14 protein-coding genes are annotated in these 20,014 nt (G+C 48.2%); 3 read left to right on the top strand and 11 right to left on the bottom strand.

Translation table 11 applies throughout. The annotated features are described in order from the left end of the window. The first annotated feature begins 72 nt into the window (after positions 1-72). Both WMO65_RS02355 and WMO65_RS02350 read left to right on the top strand, forming a co-directional pair. Positions 73-939 (top strand): RNA polymerase sigma factor, encoded by an 867-nt coding sequence (locus tag WMO65_RS02355; protein WP_148391483.1) that lies wholly within the window; start codon positions 73-75, stop codon positions 937-939. Then, the gene (locus WMO65_RS02350) at positions 940-1,626 is read left to right on the top strand and encodes a DUF2461 domain-containing protein (protein WP_148391484.1); all 687 of its coding nucleotides are present in this window, start codon (positions 940-942) and stop codon (positions 1,624-1,626) included. A gap of 117 nt (positions 1,627-1,743) precedes the next feature. Here the strand turns inward: WMO65_RS02350 and WMO65_RS02345 are convergent, their stop codons facing one another. The 8 genes from WMO65_RS02345 to WMO65_RS02310 all read right to left on the bottom strand — a co-directional run bounded on the left by WMO65_RS02345 (position 1,744) and on the right by WMO65_RS02310 (position 13,975). After that, a complete protein-coding gene (locus tag WMO65_RS02345) occupies positions 1,744-5,094 on the bottom strand; it encodes a response regulator (protein WP_148391485.1) in 3,351 nt (1,116 codons plus the stop codon). After that, positions 5,091-6,368 carry an ABC transporter substrate-binding protein gene (locus WMO65_RS02340; protein WP_148391486.1) on the bottom strand — a complete coding sequence of 426 codons (1,278 nt, stop codon included), beginning with the start codon at positions 6,366-6,368 and terminating at the stop codon, positions 5,091-5,093. The genes WMO65_RS02345 and WMO65_RS02340 overlap by 4 nt, the downstream gene beginning before the upstream one ends. An 86-nt stretch (positions 6,369-6,454) precedes the next feature. Continuing rightward, complete coding sequence (locus tag WMO65_RS02335) at positions 6,455-8,713, bottom strand: diguanylate cyclase domain-containing protein (protein WP_148391487.1); 2,259 nt, start codon at positions 8,711-8,713, stop codon at positions 6,455-6,457. Beyond that, positions 8,710-10,398, bottom strand: coding sequence for a bifunctional diguanylate cyclase/phosphodiesterase (locus tag WMO65_RS02330; protein WP_033140358.1), 1,689 nt, complete (start codon positions 10,396-10,398; stop codon positions 8,710-8,712). The genes WMO65_RS02335 and WMO65_RS02330 overlap by 4 nt, the downstream gene beginning before the upstream one ends. A gap of 147 nt (positions 10,399-10,545) precedes the next feature. Next, a complete protein-coding gene (locus WMO65_RS02325) occupies positions 10,546-12,372 on the bottom strand; it encodes an FAD-dependent oxidoreductase (protein ID WP_148391488.1) in 1,827 nt (608 codons plus the stop codon). Further along, complete coding sequence (gene ahpC / locus WMO65_RS02320; protein WP_148391489.1) at positions 12,372-12,935, bottom strand: alkyl hydroperoxide reductase subunit C; 564 nt, start codon at positions 12,933-12,935, stop codon at positions 12,372-12,374. Before ahpC ends, WMO65_RS02325 begins: the two co-directional genes overlap by 1 nt. A gap of 191 nt (positions 12,936-13,126) precedes the next feature. Next, on the bottom strand, positions 13,127-13,708 hold the full coding sequence (locus tag WMO65_RS02315) for a hypothetical protein (protein ID WP_148391490.1): 582 nt from the start codon (positions 13,706-13,708) through the stop codon (positions 13,127-13,129). An 18-nt stretch (positions 13,709-13,726) separates the two neighbouring features. Continuing rightward, entirely contained in the window at positions 13,727-13,975 is a 249-nt protein-coding gene (locus tag WMO65_RS02310) for a hypothetical protein (protein WP_148391491.1), read from the bottom strand. A 259-nt stretch (positions 13,976-14,234) separates the two neighbouring features. Between WMO65_RS02310 and WMO65_RS02305 the strand changes: the two genes are divergently transcribed. Then, a complete protein-coding gene (locus tag WMO65_RS02305; RefSeq protein WP_033140363.1) occupies positions 14,235-15,449 on the top strand; it encodes an FprA family A-type flavoprotein in 1,215 nt (404 codons plus the stop codon). A 45-nt stretch (positions 15,450-15,494) separates the two neighbouring features. Here WMO65_RS02305 and WMO65_RS02300 read toward each other — a convergent pair whose 3' ends face one another. The 3 genes from WMO65_RS02300 to WMO65_RS02290 all read right to left on the bottom strand — a co-directional run bounded on the left by WMO65_RS02300 (position 15,495) and on the right by WMO65_RS02290 (position 20,000). Further along, complete coding sequence (locus WMO65_RS02300; RefSeq protein ID WP_148391492.1) at positions 15,495-16,160, bottom strand: helicase associated domain-containing protein; 666 nt, start codon at positions 16,158-16,160, stop codon at positions 15,495-15,497. Positions 16,161-16,499: 339 nt separating this feature from the next. Continuing rightward, on the bottom strand, positions 16,500-17,333 hold the full coding sequence (locus WMO65_RS02295; RefSeq protein ID WP_148391493.1) for a tyrosine-type recombinase/integrase: 834 nt from the start codon (positions 17,331-17,333) through the stop codon (positions 16,500-16,502). A 69-nt stretch (positions 17,334-17,402) separates the two neighbouring features. Beyond that, the gene (locus WMO65_RS02290; RefSeq protein WP_349063596.1) at positions 17,403-20,000 is read right to left on the bottom strand and encodes an ABC transporter permease; all 2,598 of its coding nucleotides are present in this window, start codon (positions 19,998-20,000) and stop codon (positions 17,403-17,405) included. Positions 20,001-20,014: the final 14 nt, after the last annotated feature.

Raw genomic sequence — 20,014 nt, 5'->3', positions numbered from 1 at the left:
AGTATAATTTTTTTCACTTTCCCTGTCACAAAACCTTCCGTCCCCTGTCTAACTATATAGGAGGTAAAAAATATGAACATAAAAAATAACGAAGAACTGCCACTGCTGATCGAGAAAGCAACCGCCGGTGATGAGAAATCCCTGGAAACCATTCTGTTAAGCGTACAGGACCTGGTATTCAACCTTTCCCTCAGGATGCTGGGAAGCTTTCCCGACGCCGAGGATGCCGCCCAGGAAATACTGCTGAAGGTCATCACCCATCTCTCCTCCTTCCGGAAAGAGAGTTCCTTCACCACATGGGTCTTTTCTATTGCGTCCAATCATTTGAAAAACTATAAAAATAGCATGTTTGCCCGCCACCCTTTAAGCTTTGAGTTCTACGGCTATGATATTGAAAACGGCAGCGCCCGGGATATCCCCGACCTGACCCAGGACATGGAAAAAGCCGTGCTGGCTGAGGAACTGAAAATGTCCTGTACCAATGTCATGCTGCAGTGCCTTGACACGGAAAGCCGCTGTATCTTTATCCTGGGCACCATGTTCAAAGCGGACAGCCGTATTGCGGGGGAGATTCTGGGCATCACCCCTGAGGCTTACCGGCAGAGGCTCAGACGGGTACGCCGGAAAATGGCTGATTTTCTGGAAGAATACTGCGGAGAATACGGACATGGAACATGCCGCTGCAAAGACAGGGTCAGCTATGCCATTCAAAACCACCGCCTCAATCCCTCCAGGACCGAATATACCTCCTCCGAGGAAATCCCGCAGGAGACACTTGTGGATGTAAAAAATGCCATGGAGGACATCGACGGCCTGGCGGACAGGTTCCGCTTCTGGAAGGCTTACAGATCGCCGGACCATGCAAAGCGCTTCATCCGGGATTTTCTCAGATCCACACAGATATCCATAGTCAATAACAGTGAAAGGGAGGAAGCATAGATGGACATCACCTGTATTCTTGATTATCTCACACATCTGGAACAAAATAACAGCCGTGAATGGTACCACGCCCACAAGGAGGAATACAAAACCGCAAGTGCCGGGTTCGAGGCACTGATCCGGGAACTCATTTTCCGGCTTGGCGAGACTGACAGCAGCATTCTGCACCTTGAACCGAAGGACCTGACGTTCAGGCTTACCAGGGATACCCGTTTCAGCCATGACAAATCCCCTTACAATACTGCCTTCCGGGCCCATATAGGCCCTATGGGCAAACTGCCGGTTCCGGTGGGATATTACCTTATGATAAAACCCGGCGGAAGGTCTTTTTTAGGCGGCGGACTGTTCGCTGACATGTTCAAGGACGCCACTGCCATGGTAAGAGATTACATAGCAGAACACCCTGACCAGTGGGAGGCTGTGATCACGGCTCCCGCCTTTGCAGAATCCTTCACCGTCCTCGGCACTTCACTGAAAAATGTACCGGCCGGTTACGACAAGACACATCCCCAGGCCCAATACCTGAAATACAAAAGCTGGTATCTGGAATATCCAATCAGCGACGCGCTTCTGTGCTCCGGAGAGAAGTTTACAGAACTGGCAGCCCGGGTGTTTACACAGATGCAGCCCTTCAATCGTTTTCTGAACACCGCCCTTGCGGATTTTAAAATGCCGGAAAGACCGTAACTTTGAGCTGCAATGAAAAAAGGAGAATCCCTTCTTCCGTACCACGGACAGCAGGCTCTCCTTTTTTCATACCGTGCGTATACAGGCATGCACCCCTACAGACTGTACATCCGGTTTTCAGTCTTCCTCCCCCAGATACTGATACAGCAGCTTATCCAGTGCCTCAATATCTATGGGCTTTGCAAAATGGGCATTCATACCTGCCTGGGCAGCAGCCTGTGCGTCTTCGGCAAAGGCATTGGCTGTCATGGCTATGATGGGTATCTTTATGGCATCCGCACGGTTCATCCTGCGTATGGCCTTTGTGGCCTCATAGCCGTCCATCCGCGGCATCTGGATATCCATCAGTATCATGTCATAATACCCTTCCTTGGAATCAGCCACCATCTGCACCGCTTCCTCACCGTCACACGCCTCCTCTATGACAGCTCCTGATTCCCCGATCAGTTCGCGGGCAATCTCCCTGTTGATCTCATTGTCCTCCACAAGCAGAATCCTCTTATCTGCGTAATCCACGGAAAGCGCGGGACGCCTGATCTCCTGCTGCGGTTTTTCCCCGCTCAGTTCTCCGAGAAGGCCGCACAGCTTTGCATGGTAAAAGGGTTTTGCCAGGAATGCCGTGACACCGGCCTCTCTGGCCTCGCGCTCTATCTCAGACCAGTCATAGGCGGTGAGCACGATCACCGGTGTGTCTGCCCCTATGACTTTCCGGATACGGCGGGTAACCTCAACGCCGTCCATATCCGGCATCTTCCAATCCACGATCACCAGGCCATAGGGATCTGCCGACTTCTCCGCCTGCAGCACATAGTGCACCGCAGTGTGCCCGTCCGTGACAAATTCAGCACGAAGTCCCATGTCATCCAGAAGTTCCGCCGCGTTTTCACAGATCATCCTGTCGTCATCCACCATAAGGCAGCGCACGCCAATCCATTCCCGGGGTACTTCCTCCTCCCCGTCCTCCTGGAGTTTTAAGGGAAGTGTCACCGTAAATACGGAGCCTTTCCCCGGTGTACTCTCAACCCGGATGCTGCCATTCATGAGATCCACCACGTTCTTTGTGATCGCCATTCCAAGCCCGGTTCCCGTAACCTTGCTGCTTGTGGAATCCTGGGCACGCTCAAAAGGCTGGAAAAGTCGTTCTATGAACTCCTCCTTCATGCCGATTCCTGTATCGGAACAGCAGAACACATAATTCAGATACCCCTTGCGGGCCCCGGCCTTCTGTGTCACGGTTACATGGATACTTCCCCCTGCAGGCGTATATTTTATGGCATTGGAGAGAATATTGATACATACCTGCTGGACCCGCAGGGGATCCCCTATGACCTTCTCATTTTTCAGCTTCGTAAGGCTTACTTCCATGGTCAGCCGGCCGGCATCCGCCTGGGGTTTTAAAAGCTCTGTCAGTTCTGATAAAAGCTCAGCAAAGTCAAAAGGCTCATATCTCAGAGAAAGCTTTCCGCTCTCTATCTTTGACATATCCAGCACGTCATTGATCAGACTGAGCAGATGCTTGCTGGACAATCCTATTTTTTTCAGACACTCCGCAACCCGGTCCCTGTCATTTAGATGGGCTGCAGCGATGGCGGCCATACCAACAATGGCGTTCATAGGTGTCCGGATATCATGGCTCATATTGGACAGAAACTGACTTTTTGCCCTGCTGGCAGCCATGGCATTGTCAAGGGCGCTCTGCAGTGCCTGGCGCTGCTGTTCCTCCTCATGACGCTGCTCGTCGATCCGGCGGGAGATGAGGATTGCCAGCTTATCCTCCGAATAGGGATTATCCACATGGATGATCTGTGTGGATGTCCAGTGGTAGACCTCATCCGTAAGCCTCTGCCTGGCTTCTAAGAATATCTCCTTTTTCTCCTCCAGTATCCCTCTTAAGTTCTTAAGGGCAAACCGCTTGATATAATCGTTCAGACTCTCCTCATGTATGGTGGGCAGCATATCTTCAAAAAGCTCACTGTATGTTTTCTGTTTTCCGATATTTAGCTTCAGCGCCGGGTCTATATACACAAAACCAAGCGTGTCCCGGGTAAGATTGATCCGGATGATCACAGGATAGGCATTGGAGATTGCACCCACAAGAGTCAGGCGTTCCTGAAGTTTTTCCCTCTCCTCCGCCTCTGCCCTCAGCTTTTCATCCGTTACATCGTGAAACGTTGCGATCAGAATGGGATTTTCATTTTCATCCAGGGTTCTCTCCACGATTCCACCGGCCCAGAAGTAGCTGCCGTCCTTTTTCAGCACTCTGTTTTCAAAGATATGCTTGTTGTCTCTGCCCTCAGATTCTTCTGCGGGCATGATGACCTGCTCATACTCATCCGGATGGATGATCTCCCGAAGGCTGATACCTTTCGGTGCATTATTGGGCGCATTGTCAGGGTAAGCCAAAAGCCGCAGCCCTTCCCGGTTAAGGGACATCAGGTGATAGGGCTTCTCCACGGTCATAAGCGCAACACCCTCGGGAATGGCATTGTACAGATGTCCGATGTAATTGGCCTGGCTTCTCAGCCTTTTGTTTGCCTTGTTCAGATGCCGCAGATAAAATGCCACCAAAAGGAAAATCCCGGCCAGTATGCTTATGATCAGCACCATGGAGCGCATCAGGATAACATTGGTCTGGGCGTCCACCACATGCTTTGGTATAATGGAGATCAGATACCAGTCTGTATTCAGTTTCAGAGGTGTATAGCTGAAAACCGTGTCCTCCCCCTGATAGTAAAATACCGCCCATCCGGTGCGGCGTTCCCCCAGAGACTGCCTGAACTTGGCAATACTGTCCTCCTCATTTTTGGACACGGGGAGCATGTCAAACAGATTCTGCACGGTCTTGTTGCTGTTCGGGTGAGGAGATCGTATGAGCACATCCCCCTGTGTATTGACAATATAAGAAAAACCGGCGTTGTTGTAGAAGGACAGACTGAAGCTGTCTATGATACTCTCCACCTCATACTGCTTTACAAGATATCCCGTGGTGCCATCCTGAAGGCTTACCCGGACAAACAGTTCAAAGACATTGACACCGGTAACACTGCTGATATGAGGGTCCAGAATTCCGGAAGCCATATCCGTGTCCTTAAGCTCTGTCTCCACGCTCTCATCCTTCCCCGACCCTTCAGGGAGGCAGGTGCCGTCAGACAGATACAGTTGTACCCCGTCTTCTATCTCACTGTAATTCCCTATAACTTCAGCCAGTTCTTTTGTCTGCTCCCTTTTGTATTCTTTCAGGTAACCGGCTATGGTGTCCATGGACTCATAATTTTTCTCCAGCTGAACTTTCAGTGTGCCGCATCCCTGCTGTGTACTCTCCATGATCGTGTTGATGGACTGTTCCCAGAGCTGCTTTTTGACCCCCTGCACAAAGAGAAAGGTAAGGAGCAAAAGGGCCGCGCCCACAACGAATGCAGCCAGTGCTGTCTTTTTTCTGATGCCGGAAGTTTCATTCTTCTGCTTCACTGCAATCCCCTTTCCTCTCTGTTCTGTTCATCCAGCCACTCCATGGTCTCAGAAAGCGTCTCCCCTGAAAGCAGTTTGACTGAAACCTCTTTCGTCCACTCCCATATGGGAAGTTCCAGCATACCGTCTGTTCCCAATACCGTCCTTCCCGACTGGTAACAGGGGATCAGGGGCTGGATTTCCTGGACAGATGAGGGGCTTCCCTCTTTCAGAGGACTGAAGGAGGATTGCTGGTCCGCGAATTTCTGGATATTGTCCGGCCTTGTAAAATAATCCACGAATTTTAATGCGGCCTCCATATGCTCACTGTCCGCGTTCACACTCAGCCTGGTATCCGCATTGATGACCAGAAGGGAACCATCCTCAAGCACCGGATAGGGATGCACTTCAAAGTCAAATTCCGGCTTTCTGTTCTTCACCCTTGTGGCAGCCCAGGCTCCGGTCAGCATAAACGGGGCTTCTCCTCTGACAAACTCCGTCAGATCGTCTGATGTCTTGTTTGTCTCCAGAGCACTTGCCCCGTCAATATACCCTTTTTTGAGAAACGTCTCTGCCAGGGAAAAACCGGATGAAAGATATTCGCTGAGCATGGCCTTTCCCTGATTGAGTTCACCAAACACCTCCGCCTGGCTGCCGTCCCGGTATGCAGAATAAAATCCTTCTCCGATGGCCAGTGTCTTTAAAGAGATGTCATTGTTGGCGATCACAGGTGTGATACCCTCTTTGACAAATGCATCACAGACCTGTTCCCACTCCTCAAGATTTTCAGGGACTTCCTGCTCATGGTCCTTTAAAAGAGTCAGATTACAGTACAGCCCAAAGGCAGAAACCGTGGTGGGCAGCCAGAAAATACCCTCTTCATCTTCCATCTGGCTCCGCATGATATCCGTATAGCCGGACACAGCATCCAGAGCGGACAGATCCGCCAGTTTCCCTTCCTTCTTCAGCTCCAGCACGGCATCATGGTTCACCATAAACACATCATCCCCTTTGCCGGCATCCATTCTCTTTTTCAGAGCCTCAAAATATTCACTTCCCTTCAGACTCTCATATGACACACGGATATCCGGATTCTCATCCATGAACCCAGATATGATCTCTTCAATCACCGTAACGTTTTCAGGCTCATATTTGTTCCCGAAAAAGGTTATGGACGTCATATTTTCGGGCAGATCCTCATAATTTGTAAGCATGTTCTTTTCGCCGCATCCGCCAAGCAGAAAAACTCCGGCCAAAGCTGCTGCCGGGAACCGTGCCTGCATTCTTCTCTTCATTTTATTCTGCACTCCTTTGCTTCCTATACGGTGTAACTCTGTTCACATGTATTTCATTTTAGCACAAGAGTGCGTATTGTGCAATCTTAATCCTGTTCCGCATTTTTGTAAGCAGTGATGTCATGGCAGCTCACCATTACGGCCTCCTCCCCCTTCCAGGCAACCAGGCAGGCCTCCGCAGCAGTCCAGATCTGAAACCGGGGGTTGTAAATCTCCAGCTTCTTATTGACACAGGTTTTACTGAGTTCCCGCATGGGACAGGATGGACAGGGTCTGTCCCGGCGCATGAAAACCTCATAGCACGGCAGGCCGATATCTGCATTCTCACAAAATTCCTTTGTCCTTTTGTTGATGAACAGCAGTCTGTGTGTCCCCGGGTCTATGACATAGATCCAGGCACTCTGGTTGTTCAGGAGGTTTAAAAGTCCCTCCGATTCCTGCTTCAGCGCATCTTTTACCCGGTCCTTCATCAAAAAAATACTCAGGATCTCAGAGATGAACACTAGGGCGTCTATCTGCTCCCTGGTCCAGTAACGATTCTGCCGGCATTCGTCAAATCCCACATATCCTTTGATTACACCATTGTCACGGATGGCACACTGAAGCAGAGATTTTATCCCCTGTGACGCCAGGATATCATAATAGTATTTTGGCAGTGTACGGATATCGGGACAATAGAATATCCCCTCCTCATTAAAATTATCCAGATAATTCCCGCTCAGTTTATCCTCATAGGACACGCAGCTCAGTTTATCCTTCTGTGGTTCGACTCCCTCATTGCACCACTCATAGGTGTTGGCACAGCATCTGTCATTTTCCGTATTTTCAAATATATAGACACGGCTCACATCATACTGCTGTCCCACAATTTCCAATATGGAGGACACGGCATTTTTGATTTCGCCGGAGTCGTAGAGAATGTGGAATACGTATTCAGCCAGACGAGTGTTCTGCGTGGTACCGCTGGTGTTGGAATCGATGGTTTCGCTGACGACGGAGCGCGGTCTTGCATTTCTTGGATACTCTCCTGCTGTATTCTCATCATATATGAAGTACCTGTTCTTTCCCTCATTTTTCGCCTGATATAATGCCCGGTCAGCTTTCTGGAACAGAGTGGTGAAATCCCTGCCGTCCCGGGGCGCCAGAGAGATACCGATGCTGCAGGAGACTGCCGCCTTCCCGTCATGACCGGCCTGGATCTCATACATCTCCCGGATCATCTTCCAGGCACCTTTTTCCACATTGGTGAGATCATGCATATCTTTCAGGAATACAATGAATTCATCCCCGCCGATACGCCCCAGAATATCCGTATGACGGAATACATGCTTCATTCTTCTGGCTGCATCGCTGAGTATGGCATCCCCGAACAGATGACCCATACCGTCATTGATCTCCTTAAAATTGTCGATATCCAGAATCATCACAGCACACAGCTCATCCGAAGGCATCGTGTCCAGATATCTCCTGATCTGGGACTGGACCGTCATTTTGTTATACAGGCCGGTCAGCGCATCCCGCTCCGCCCGGTTTAGAAGGGACTGGGACTGTTGTTTCTCCTGGTCGATATCCAGGATGATCCCGATTACGCGGATGGGGCTTCTGTTCTGGTCAAACTGCACCGTGAGACGCAGTTTCCACCATTGGTACCGGTGTTCCCTGTTCAGGATACGCAGTTCCTCCTCCACATAGGATTCTCCCTTCAGAATACTTAAATAAATCCTCTTCAGCTTATCAAAATCTTCCTCACAGAGAATGCTCCGTGTCTTTTCCCTGAACAGCGCCATGACCCCATTCCTGGGAATATTCCAGTTAAAAAGCTTTTCCATGTCCCTGGAATATTTTAACTGGTCCTTCACAATATCCCACTCAAAGATAATGTCATTCGTCTGGTTCATGATAATATCATAGCGCTCCAGAGTCAGGCGCAGCTCCTCCTGGGCCTCCCTCTCCTGGGTGATATCAATGATGATACAGTAAAAGGAAGGACATCCGCCGCATGGATCCTCGATGAGCTGTCCCTTGTCCAGTACCCATATGATATTACCGTTTTTGTGCCGTACACGGTACTCTATATTTTTTGTCTTTCCCAGAGCCATCTGGCGCTTTACCTCAAGGGCAGTGGGAACCCGGTCTCTCTCGTCAACCATCTCCCAGAAATGGTCATGGAACCACTCCTTTATCTCCTCCCTGGTATATCCGAACATGGATACAAATCCGTCACTTACCTGCAGAAGTGTAAGCTTCTCATCATAAAGGCACCGGAAGATACCTCCCGGCACGTTATTGGTGAGAACTTCCAGGTCCTCCGCAGCCTGTCTGAAACGCAGTGTGCTTTCGTTCACAAAAGCCTCCTCCCCTCCTGAGACCCGGCAAAATAGAGGCTTTCAAATTCACGGGCACATACAGGCCTTCCGAACAGATATCCCTGTATATAGTCAGGTGAAGCCTGCATGACCGTATCATATTCTTCCTTCGTCTCCACACCCTCCACACAGACTTTCAGGTGGATGATATGTGCCAGTTTTACAATGTATTCCAGAAATATGTATTCATAGCTGCCCTTATTCAGTCCTCTGATAAAGCTGCGGTCTATCTTGATAACATTTGCCGGAAGCTCTTTCAAATGGCTCAGGGAGGAGTATCCGGTCCCAAAATCATCTATGGCGATTCCGTACCCCATGTCATGCATATCCTTAAACTCCTGATTCAGAAAATGCAGATTGGGCACCCAGCAGCTCTCTGTCAGCTCCAGAATCAGATTCTTTGCGGATACTTTGGGAACATGCTCATTTTTCAGATATTCCAGCAGCGCATTTTCTTTGAGCTGGATATAAGACACATTGATGCTCATGGTGAAATCCGGGTCATATTTCTGCCACTCCCGGCACTGCTTTGCGCCCTCCTCCAGGACCCATTTTCCCACCTGGATGATCAGGTGGTTCTCCTCCAGAAGAGGGATGAATTCCATAGGTGAAACCTCCCCATGCTTCGGGGAGTGCCAGCGCAGCAGGGCTTCCGCCCCCACAACCCTCTGGTCTTCTGTGTCAACCTGAGGCTGGTAATACAGCTCAAATTCATTGCATCCATGATTGACACAGGCGTGCAGGCTCTCCTGCAGCTCCATGATCTTACGCTTCCTGTCATACATTTCCCGGGAGAAGAACACAAGCTGGTTCTTTCCGTTCATTTTCGCAATCTCCACTGCGTTTTCCGCGTGCCGGAACAATTTCTGGTAGGTTCTTCCGTCTCCCGGAATCATACAGGCTCCCGCAGAGATAGATATGAGCAGCGTCTGCCCGTCCACTGTGAAATGGTTTGCCACAAACATCTGGATATTCTCGTAAATCTCCCGGATGCCCTCCCTCGTCCCGCCCTCCATCAGAAAAGCGAACTCATCCCCGTCCAGGCGGTACATCTGACAGCCCGGAGGCAGAAGTTCGGAAATACGGGTGGCGATCAGGTTCAGCGCCCTGTCACCAAAAGCATAGCTGTACTTCTCATTGATATTTTTAAAGTTATCAATATCCAGCACCACAATAACGCCCTGCATATGCTTTCCGCACTTTAAGATCTGGCAGATATCATGTTCAAACTGGTTTCTGTTCATAAGGCCTGTCACATTGTCGAATTTGTTCTGTTTTCCGATATTGGAAATCCTGCCCATCATAAAAAGGGGCCTGTTCTGTTCATCGGTCTTCACCTTGCCCCTGCACGACACCCATATGATCTGTCCTGTTTTCTTGTAGACCCTGTACTCCATATCGTGATATTCCTTGGCACCGTCCTGTATAAGCTTAAGGTCCTCAAGCCAGAGCTTCAGATCCTCAGCCACCATGACGCTCCCCCATACAGAGACCACATCTTCCTCTATACTGCGGTCAATCTGAAAATCTTCATATGCATTTTCCGATATGTAAAAGGCCCCGTGCTGAATATCCCACATATACAGGTAGTCATCCGTTGTCTCGGACAGCAGGTCCAGAAAAACACCGGCTGAAAATTTTTCTTGTTTGATCAAATTAGGCATACCAACCTCCTGTGTACCTTAATAAATATATTATAACTTAATTTAAAAGGCATTACCAGGTGGTTTTCTGTAATATTATAGTCTTTTGTGCACCAAAACAAGAGCAGAAAACGTCCTCTCGGCATTTTCTGCTCTCTGTCATACGGTTCAGTTCCCATTCTCACTGAGAATCGCCGCAAGATCACCGATTCCTTTTTTTCCAAAGAAAACCTTCTCATCATTGAGGATCATACAGGGCACACTCATCACCTTATACTTTTCTTTGAGTTTCGGGAAATGGGCCAGGTCGAACATCTCCGCTTCCACATATTCGGATACAGCCGCCGCTTTCTGGGCGGCCATGACTGTATCCGGGCACATGGTACAGGAGAGGGAGACCAGCACCTTTAGATTGACCGGGCGGTCCAGCTTTTCAATCTGCTCTTTGATCTCCTGCTGAATCTCCTGGCCCGGTCCGGCAACATTGTAAAGGGCAATGACAAAGGAATTAAATTCATGGCCCCCCGGCACACCGTGAAACTGGATACCGCTGCTTCTGCCGTCCGGATAACACAGCTCTATGGAGGGCAGGATTCGGCCTTCTGCCGATTCCCCGGCTTCCGCCTTTTTCCAGGTCAGCTTATCGCTCATTCCTTCCAGCTCCCGGAGAAATCCTGTGATCTCTCCTGACAGAGGTTCCTCGTTCAGCCAGGCTTTTAGAAGTACAGGCTGACTGAACTTTGCAAAGACACCCTGCAGCTGCTCTCTGACCTGGCTGCTTAAAAATCCATCGCCGCTATTCTCTGCCGCTGCAGGTGATCCTGTCTTTCCGGACAGCTCTGTCTTCGCAGCGGTTTCTGCTTTTCCAGGCAGTTCTGTCTTTGCAGCGGTTTCTGCTTTCCCAGACAGCTCTGTCTTTACAGATGATTCTGCCTTCCCAGACAGCTCTGCCTTTACAGATGATTCTGCCTTCCCAGACAGCTCTGCCTTTTCCGGCTGCTGCACTTTTCTTTCGGAAACCAATTCCGGGATGCCCAGCTTTGCATGAAGCTCAGATACCACTTTTTCCAGGGAGGCAGCGGCGGCTGCCCCATCGGACACAGCGGTCACGACCTGGCGCAGATTCTTAACGCACACGTCTCCCGCTGCGTAGACACCGTCCAGATTTGTCTTCTGGTCATGATCTGTGAGCAGATACCCATGGGCATCCTTTTTTACTTCCGGTCCGATCCAATCTGTATTCGGCACATACCCGGCAAATACAAAGACACCGAAGCCCGGGTCGTCCCCCGCTTCATGGACCCACTCTTTTTGTGTCCGGTTATTTCTGAATCTGGCGTAGGTGACTATATCTTGGCCGCCCACCTCCAAAAGCTCTGTCTCAAAGAGCACTTCTATATTCCCATAGTTTTCCAACTGGTCAGAAACCATTTTGGCACAGGAAAATTCATTTTTCCGCACAACTATGGTAACTTTTTTCGCATATTTGGTCAGGAAAATCCCTTCCTCCACAGCGGCAAATCCGCCGCCGATCACAAAGACATGAAGGCCGGAGAAAAATTCCCCGTCACAGGTAGCGCAGTAAGCAACGCCTCTGCCCTGAAACTCCCGCTCTCCTTTGAATCCCAGCTTGCGCGGATTCGCGCCGGTTGCCAGGATCACACCGAGGGCTCTGTATTCCCCTTTTGTGGTGCGGAGAATCTTGATATCACCCGTAAGCTCCATGGCAAGCACTTCAGCAGCGGCGAACTCTGCGCCGAAATTCTCAGCCTGGCGGCGCATATTCTCTGTCAGCTCTTTTCCGCTTGTTTTTACAACACCCGGATAATTTACAATCTCCGCGGTTATGGTGATCTGGCCTCCGATCTCCGCTTTTTCCAGAACTAAAACCCTGTACTTTGCCCGTGCCATATACAGAGCGGCAGTAAGGCCGGCAGGACCGCCGCCCACAACCGCCAGATCATATAGATTCTCCTCTGCTTTTACAGCATTCATCAGAGTAGTCCGACCAGGTCAAGGCTCGGTTTCAGGGTTTCTGCTCCGGGCTGCCATTTCGCCGGGCAAACCTGGTCGCCGTGTTCGGCTACAAACTGGGACGCCTGGACACGGCGGAACAGTTCATCTGCGTTTCTTCCCACATTTCCGGCGATCACTTCATATGCCACGATCCTGCCTTCCGGGTTCACAATGAAGCTTCCTCTCTCCGCCATACCGTCCGCTTCGATCATTACTTCAAAATCTCTTGTCAGAGCGCCTGTGGGGTCTGCCAGCATGGGATACTTGATTTTCTTGATGGTCTTGGACGCGTCATGCCATGCCTTATGCACAAAATGCGAATCACAGGACACACTGTAGATCTCGCATCCGATTCCTTTAAAATCTTCATATTTATTTGCCAGGTCTTCCAGCTCTGTGGGGCACACAAACGTGAAATCCGCAGGATAGAAGAAAAATACGCTCCACTTTCCAAGCACATCCGCCTTGGATACTGTTTTAAAATCTCCGTCCACATAGGCCTGGACTGTAAAATCTCCGATTTCTTTGTTGATCAATGACATATATTGCCTCCTTTATGTTGTGGTTTTCTGGTTTTATTATGGTCTGCATGGTGTCAAATCATTCCCGCTGCTTTTATCTCTTTGTGTAAAAATATATGCGGGAAATACCACGTATAGTTAGTCATCACTAACTACATACCAGTATAACAGACTTCTTTTCAGAAAGCAAATGGATATATCAGGAAATTCTCCTATCTGCGGACAGCCATGACAACTGTCAGCCCCAGCATGACCAGTGCTGCCATCAAAAGAGGCACCATCCCGTCATAAAAGCCGGCCCTGCTGTCCAGATGATAATAGCGCACATAACAAATCAGGCTGATGACTGCCGCGATACCGGTCACCGCTATAAAAACAGCCGCAATTCCCCATGTGAAGCTCTGGTAAGCGTACAGGGCATTGATCTCTGCCAGCGTGAGCATAACCCAGCCTACGATCAGTATCAGTTCTGTAGTCACAGGTCTTTTAAAGAAAAATAAAGTAACTGCCGTCAGCAGGAAATAAACCGCGATTCCGCCCCACAGCACAATACTGTCTGAGAACAGTTCCCTGCTGCGGTTTTCAACCCCCATCCCTCTTAATATCACGACAACAGAGAGGATACCGGACACCGCTGCGGGTATCAGCAGCCATCCTGATCTCATCCCCTTAACGGCATTTTCCGGCCGAAACGCCAGCATCCACCACGCCAGATAAAATGCACAGCAGACGATGAGCAGTATATTTCCCAGGAATATTTGTTTCAGATACGAATCATAGCTAATCATTCCCATAGAGAATCTCCCTTCTTTTTACTTCACGTCTTTTTCAGGCTCCATATATTCTTTGGAGCCGCATTTCGGACACCGGATGATCTTTCCCTCCACTGCATTGACGGATAAAATCATCTTTAGCACAGGAGGCTTCCAGCAATACCCGCACTTTGGGCATACCAGATGTTCTGTTCTGTAAAATTTAATATACTGGTAAGCTGCCCATAGAAGAGCTGCGATCAAAATGATAACTGCAATGATCAGGATGTTTCTCTGTATTATCTCCATTTTGCTGCCCTTCCTTTCTGTTCCCATACTCTCAGTCTGTAAAACCTGTATTTTCTATTTTCAGTATACCACATTTTACTTCTGTCTGAGATATGAATGTACAAATAAAGTTGTATCTCTGATTCTATTGATTTTTACATAAAAATGTTATATCCTTTTATAGGTTAGAAAATTCTAACATATAAAAAAATACATATTTTATCTGCCGCCGTCACACCTATGGCGGCGGGCTGTTTCTCTACGAAAGGAGCAATCACTTATGCACTGCACGCGAAAACTGAACGACACAATAAGCTGGGTTGGCGGCAATGACCGCAGGCTGGCACTTTTTGAAAATCTGTTTCCCATACCGCGGGGTGTTTCTTACAACTCCTACCTGATCACAGATGAAAAGACAGCTTTGATTGACACTGTGGATGCCTCCATCTCCCATCAGTTCCTGGAAAATATTTATTATGTTCTGGACGGACGTCCTCTGGATTATCTGGTGATCAACCATATGGAGCCGGACCACTGCGCCAACATTGAAGAGCTGCTGCTGCGTTTCCCTGACCTGAAAATTGTGGGAAATGCAAAAACTCTGGCATTTGCAAAGCAGTTTTACGATATGGATATGGAGGGAAAGACCATAACGGTGAAGGAAAATGATTCCATCTCTCTCGGCGCACACACACTTCGTTTTTATTTTGCACCCATGGTTCACTGGCCTGAAGTCATGGTAACTTACGAGGAGAGCGAGAAGATTCTTTTCTCCGCAGACGCTTTCGGAAGCTTCGGTGCCCTGAACGGCCATCTGTTCAGCGATGAGGTGGACTTTGACAAAGACTGGCTGCCTGACGCGCGCAGGTATTACAGTAATATTGTGGGAAAATACGGGGTTCAGGTCACATCCGCGCTGAAGAAGCTGTCAGGTCTTGATATCCGTATGATCTGCCCGCTCCACGGTCCTGTCTGGAGAGAAAACCTGGAATATCTTCTGGATAAATACGCACACTGGAGCAGCTATCAGCCGGAGGAAAAGGCGGTTGCCGTATTCTACGCATCCATGTACGGAGATACGGAAAATGCCGCCGATATCCTGGCCGCCGGACTGGCGGAGGCAGGTGTCAGAAATCTTGCCGTTTATGACATCTCCAACACCCATGTCTCCACATTGATCGCGGAGGCCTTCCGCTGCAGCCATCTGGTGATCGCGTCGCCTACTTACAACGGCGGCATCTATCCGGCAGCACTGAATCTGCTCCATGATATGAAGGCACTGAATCTGCAGAACCGCACCATCGGACTGATAGAAAACGGTACCTGGGCACCGACCAGCACCAAACAAATGAGAGCACTGCTGGAAGAAATGAAACAGATGAAGCTGCTGGAACCTGCAGTTACCATCAAATCCGCTCTTAAGGGGGATTCCATGGAAAAACTGGAGGAACTAAAAGAGAGCATTCTTGCCTCTCTGCAGTCAGTCTCCGAATAAAGAAAAAGCAACCGGGCATTCTGCCGCAAAGCAGATGCCCGGAAACTATAGTCTCCAAACCATAGAGATCCTGTCTAATGCCTGAATCTGTTCTATATCCAAAGATTTCCTTCCCTTCACACCGGCTCGCCGTTCTCTCTGAACAGATATCCATTTGCCAAGTTTATCACCGTTTTCTGTCGTATACTTTAATGGAACCAATAGACTGCCATGTACCCGGTAATATTCCGCTGCCAATGTATACCAGTAAAACCAGTCATTTCTTTTATAACAGCTCCAGACCATGCCGCAGTGTTCCAGGTCCTGTACCTGTTTTTTTGTGAGCTTTCCGGCCTTGCGCTTTTTTCTCTGCTCTCTCACCCAGTAACCCAGCCTATACCCATCCACAGTAAAGGCAGTATGTACTTCCAGATTTCCATATTGCAGGTAATAATTCTCTGCCATATATATCCATTGCTCCCATGAAAGTCTGTTCTCCAGTTTCCATACCATGCCAATCTTCTCTAAAGCAATCACCTCATCGGTATGGATCATATTGTCATGAAGTCCGTTATAGCGGGCACGCTGCCTTTCAATCCAACGTCCCAGACTGTAGCCATCCATTGTCTTATATCTGCCAGGCACAAGCAGATTCCCCTTTTCTTCATAATAAGCCTTTGCGCATCCATACCACTCATCCCATGTTTGTTTCTTATAATTACCAGACGCCATATGATTCTCCTGACTGCCCGGGCTGTACACAATCTGCAGTCCGGTTTTCAAAAAATTTATGGCATTTTATACCTGGATACATAATGTCAATTATGTCATCAAGCGGTTCCTATCAGAAACTTTTTTCGTAACCTACAGCCACGAACTTTATAAAAAAGGACACAGAAACAACGCCGTGTTTTTTTTGATCCCTGCGGCTTTATTTTTGTGCTCTTTTTTATTTTTGAGACGAATGATTCAGGTTTTTGTTGTATTTTGTTGAGCTGTTATTTTACCTGTGTTATAATAAATACCGTATAAATCTATGTAGGTGTTTTATTATCGGAGACATAATTGACATTATGTCATGAGACATATCTGTACGCGTTCCAGGCAATCCCTGTGGAGCCTGCCGTTTTCTATCGTGTAGATCCGGGTGGTATTGATACTGCTGTGTCCAAGCAGATCAGCCAGCCGCACGATGTCCTTTTCAACCCGATAAAAAGTCCGGGCAAATAGATGGCGGAGATTATGCGGAAACACCTTACATCTGGCTACACCTGCCCTTGAACACAATCCTTTCATATCTCTCCAGATATTTTTACGATTTAGAGGTTTTCCATTTTTTCCAATAAATACACTGCCTGTCTTGAGACAGGATTTTTTAATATACTTTGACAGTATCTTCTGTACTGTGGCAGGGATAAAAATAACACGCGTTTTATTTTTACAGCTTACTACAGCTTTTCCCTCCCGAACTGCCTCCACTGTAATATACTCCAGTTCACTGACACGGATTCCGGTACCGCATATGGTCCGCAGAACAAAAGACAGCCGTGTATTTCCAGCAGCTTTTACAAGACGCTGATATTCCTGACAGCTCAGTTCTTTTTCTTCCTTGGCAAAAATCTGTCTCTGTATTTTCAATAATTTCACACAACAATCCTGCTGTCCAATATAGCGCAGAAAACTATGAAGTGAGATCAGCATGGAATTTACACTGGCCGGTGCATACCTGTCAGTCAGATATTCTTTATAGGTAATCATCTGTTCTTTGCTGATGCTGCCTGTATTTGAAAATCTGAAAAAGGAACGGACATCCCGCAGATACTTTTCAACCGTGGCCCGGCTTTTTTCTTCTTTTGTCAGATACCGTTCAAATGACATAAGGCTGTTTGTACTGATTTTATTCATAATCTACCTCCAGAGAATAATATTCTATGTTATCATTCCCATTCTGCAGATAACCATTCCTGACTCCTTCTATTCCACCTTGTTCATCTGTTCCATGATTTTTTTCGTCTTCCAATCCTTTGATAAACGGCCGGCCAGCAGAATACAAAGCAGAACTGCCATGAAGGAAATACCAAAGAATGCCGTATAATCAAAGCGGTACCCGTGCCCGAAAGCCCTCATATTCGACTGTCCATAGAGGTATCTCAGTACCGGAACAGAAGCCAGATACGCCAGAGCCACACCGAAAACCCCAAGCATGATATTTTCGAATATCATCATACGGCGGATCATTTTCACACTCATGCCTATGGCGCGGAGCATACAGATTTCCTGGGTTCTGATTTTCATCCGGTAGTTTAGGTTGTTGGTCACATTGATCAGTACCAGGATAAAAGAGATCACCGCAATGCCCACCACATATACCATCTGTTTTCTGAAAAGCATCTCGTTTTTACGGATATCTGACATCATACTCCGGGTGGAGATTCCCTGAAACCGGCTGCCAAGCCGGATCAGCCGTCTCTCCAGTTGTTCCCGGTCATCCTCTGTCAGATTCTCTTCCCCGTCCATGTACATGCGCTGTATATGACTGTCCGGACAAAGTTTTTCCACCTGGTCATCACTGGTGATCAAAAGCGGATACACCGTGATATTACAGTCATACATGTACGCAAAAGAAACGATTGCTGCCACCTTATACGTCTTATAGCTATAACTGCCATCCGTATCTGTCAGCTGTTCATAGGCCATATGATTCGTATCAAAATCCTGACGATATTTTATCCGGATCTCATCCCCTGCCCGGTACTGCATAAGCGGAGTCCCCTCCTTATAATTGCCGGGGTACTTATTTTTCTTTTTTGTGTCATCCATATGCAGAACGGAAAGGATGACCTCATTGTCTTTCAGCCCGTTCTCGTCAAATTCTCCGTCTATGACATACTTCTTAAGCTCTGCCAGCGCGTTTTTATTATACCCATACAGGACTGATTTATAGATCTGGTCCGTACCGTCATTTCCGGCTAGGGGATAATGCCGATTTTCAAGAACCGCCTCGTTCATCTCATCATAATATGTGTCGTTCCGTTTCACCTCTTTATCATCAACCACCCGGACCGGAATCCCTGACTGTGTTTTTACACTGCGTATTCCATCCAGGGACGCGATTTCCCCGGCAGTCTCCCTGGAAACCCCATCATATGCACTTCCTATGCTGAGTGTTCCCATCTCATACTGCCCGTTTAAATAATACATTTCCGCGGTATCTTCCCGGTAGTGCTGTGCTATATTCTTCTGGTAGGCCAGGCCCGTAAACAATGTCACACCGGCACATATAGTCAGCACTACAAATACGGAGGTCTTCTTCTCTTTCAATATATATTTATTTCCAAGAGAATACAGCGTATAGGTCCTTCCGTGTCTGTCCCCGTCCTTTTTCCAATGAAAATGCCTCATGGAAAAGACACTGTCTTTCTCCTTGTTGCCATAATTGGCGATCAGATCCGGCACCGGTTCCCGCACGATCTTCTTTCCTGTAAAATACCCCACAATACCGATGAGCAGCGCTATGGCGGCCAGACAGATTCCGATCTGCAGGAAAGGAATCACCGGTGCAAAGGATACCTTTTCATTATTCAGATAAATTTCCTGGCTGCTGTCTCCTGACAATTGGGAAATGAGCAGCGCTGCGGCGGTTCCCAGGATTCCCCCCACCGGAATACTGAAGAGGAATATCTCATACAATTCTGATAAAATAAGCCTTCTTAGCTGCCCGGACTGCATCCCTATGGCCCTGAGAATGCCGTAGGGATTTCTCCTGGACATCATGGTAATCTGAAAGATACCGTAAAAAATGATCATGGTGATCACCAGCAGAACACTGATAAACTTCAGATCCGTCAGCCATAATCCCGGCAGATCTTCCCGCCCCGGACATTTCTTTATCTGCTTTTTCTCGATTCCCAGCTCTCTGCTGACAGCCTCCACCTTTTTCTCATAAGTTATCCCATCCCTGAAGCGGACAAATACGGAATAATTGTCTTCCCCTTCAGACTTTATGGGCGCGTAGAGCATTTTGACCCCGTATTTTTTATTACTCGGCACATCGGACAGTATCCCCACCAGGTCACATACCTCCGTGCGGCCGGCCTTCTCATCATATATCTCTATTTTTTCCCCGCATACAGGCTCGATTCCCATATTTAACAGCGCCCACCGCTCTGCTACAATCTCATTTTCCGCCTCCGGCAGACGCCCTTTTTCCACAACTGCTGTCAGTGTGATGTACCGGTCATCCCCTCTGTCCAGATGATTATCCGGGGAATCCTTCTGATATTCCTGATACTGCAGCTGTCTCAGCGCATACCACTCCAGCTCCGGGTCGGACGCCAGCATTTCCACCTGACTGCTGTCAATCTCAGATATACTGCAGTCTGCATCTGTAAAAAGCATTTTCCCCTGTATATTTTCCATCTTATGATTCGTATGGACCAGGATCAGAAGGGATGTGATAAGTATTATGCTCAGTACAAAACAGAAGAATAATGCCAGCGTGTTCTTCTTATAACTCTTCATAAACCGGTGCCGCAGACACATTCTGCTGTCCGTCTCTTCTCTTACTTCCATTGGTATCCCTCCCA

Source organism: Blautia caccae, assembly GCF_040095955.1.
Lineage (GTDB): Bacteria > Bacillota > Clostridia > Lachnospirales > Lachnospiraceae > Blautia > Blautia celeris.
The sequence above is the reverse complement of the archived record's forward strand: the minus strand, read 5'-3'. Positions and strand labels throughout refer to the sequence as shown.

Bases quoted from the DNA above. Each gene is read 5' to 3' on its own strand.
- WMO65_RS02355 (WP_148391483.1), top strand. From the start codon at position 73: ATGAACATAAAAAATAACGAAGAACTGCCACTGCTGATCGAGAAAGCA.
- WMO65_RS02350 (WP_148391484.1), top strand. From the start codon at position 940: ATGGACATCACCTGTATTCTTGATTATCTCACACATCTGGAACAAAAT.
- WMO65_RS02340 (WP_148391486.1), bottom strand. From the start codon at position 6,368: ATGAAGAGAAGAATGCAGGCACGGTTCCCGGCAGCAGCTTTGGCCGGA.
- WMO65_RS02330 (WP_033140358.1), bottom strand. From the start codon at position 10,398: ATGCCTAATTTGATCAAACAAGAAAAATTTTCAGCCGGTGTTTTTCTG.
- WMO65_RS02325 (WP_148391488.1), bottom strand. From the start codon at position 12,372: ATGAATGCTGTAAAAGCAGAGGAGAATCTATATGATCTGGCGGTTGTG.
- ahpC (WP_148391489.1), bottom strand. From the start codon at position 12,935: ATGTCATTGATCAACAAAGAAATCGGAGATTTTACAGTCCAGGCCTAT.
- WMO65_RS02315 (WP_148391490.1), bottom strand. From the start codon at position 13,708: ATGGGAATGATTAGCTATGATTCGTATCTGAAACAAATATTCCTGGGA.
- WMO65_RS02310 (WP_148391491.1), bottom strand. From the start codon at position 13,975: ATGGAGATAATACAGAGAAACATCCTGATCATTGCAGTTATCATTTTG.
- WMO65_RS02305 (WP_033140363.1), top strand. From the start codon at position 14,235: ATGCACTGCACGCGAAAACTGAACGACACAATAAGCTGGGTTGGCGGC.
- WMO65_RS02300 (WP_148391492.1), bottom strand. From the start codon at position 16,160: ATGGCGTCTGGTAATTATAAGAAACAAACATGGGATGAGTGGTATGGA.
- WMO65_RS02295 (WP_148391493.1), bottom strand. From the start codon at position 17,333: ATGAATAAAATCAGTACAAACAGCCTTATGTCATTTGAACGGTATCTG.
- WMO65_RS02290 (WP_349063596.1), bottom strand. From the start codon at position 20,000: ATGGAAGTAAGAGAAGAGACGGACAGCAGAATGTGTCTGCGGCACCGG.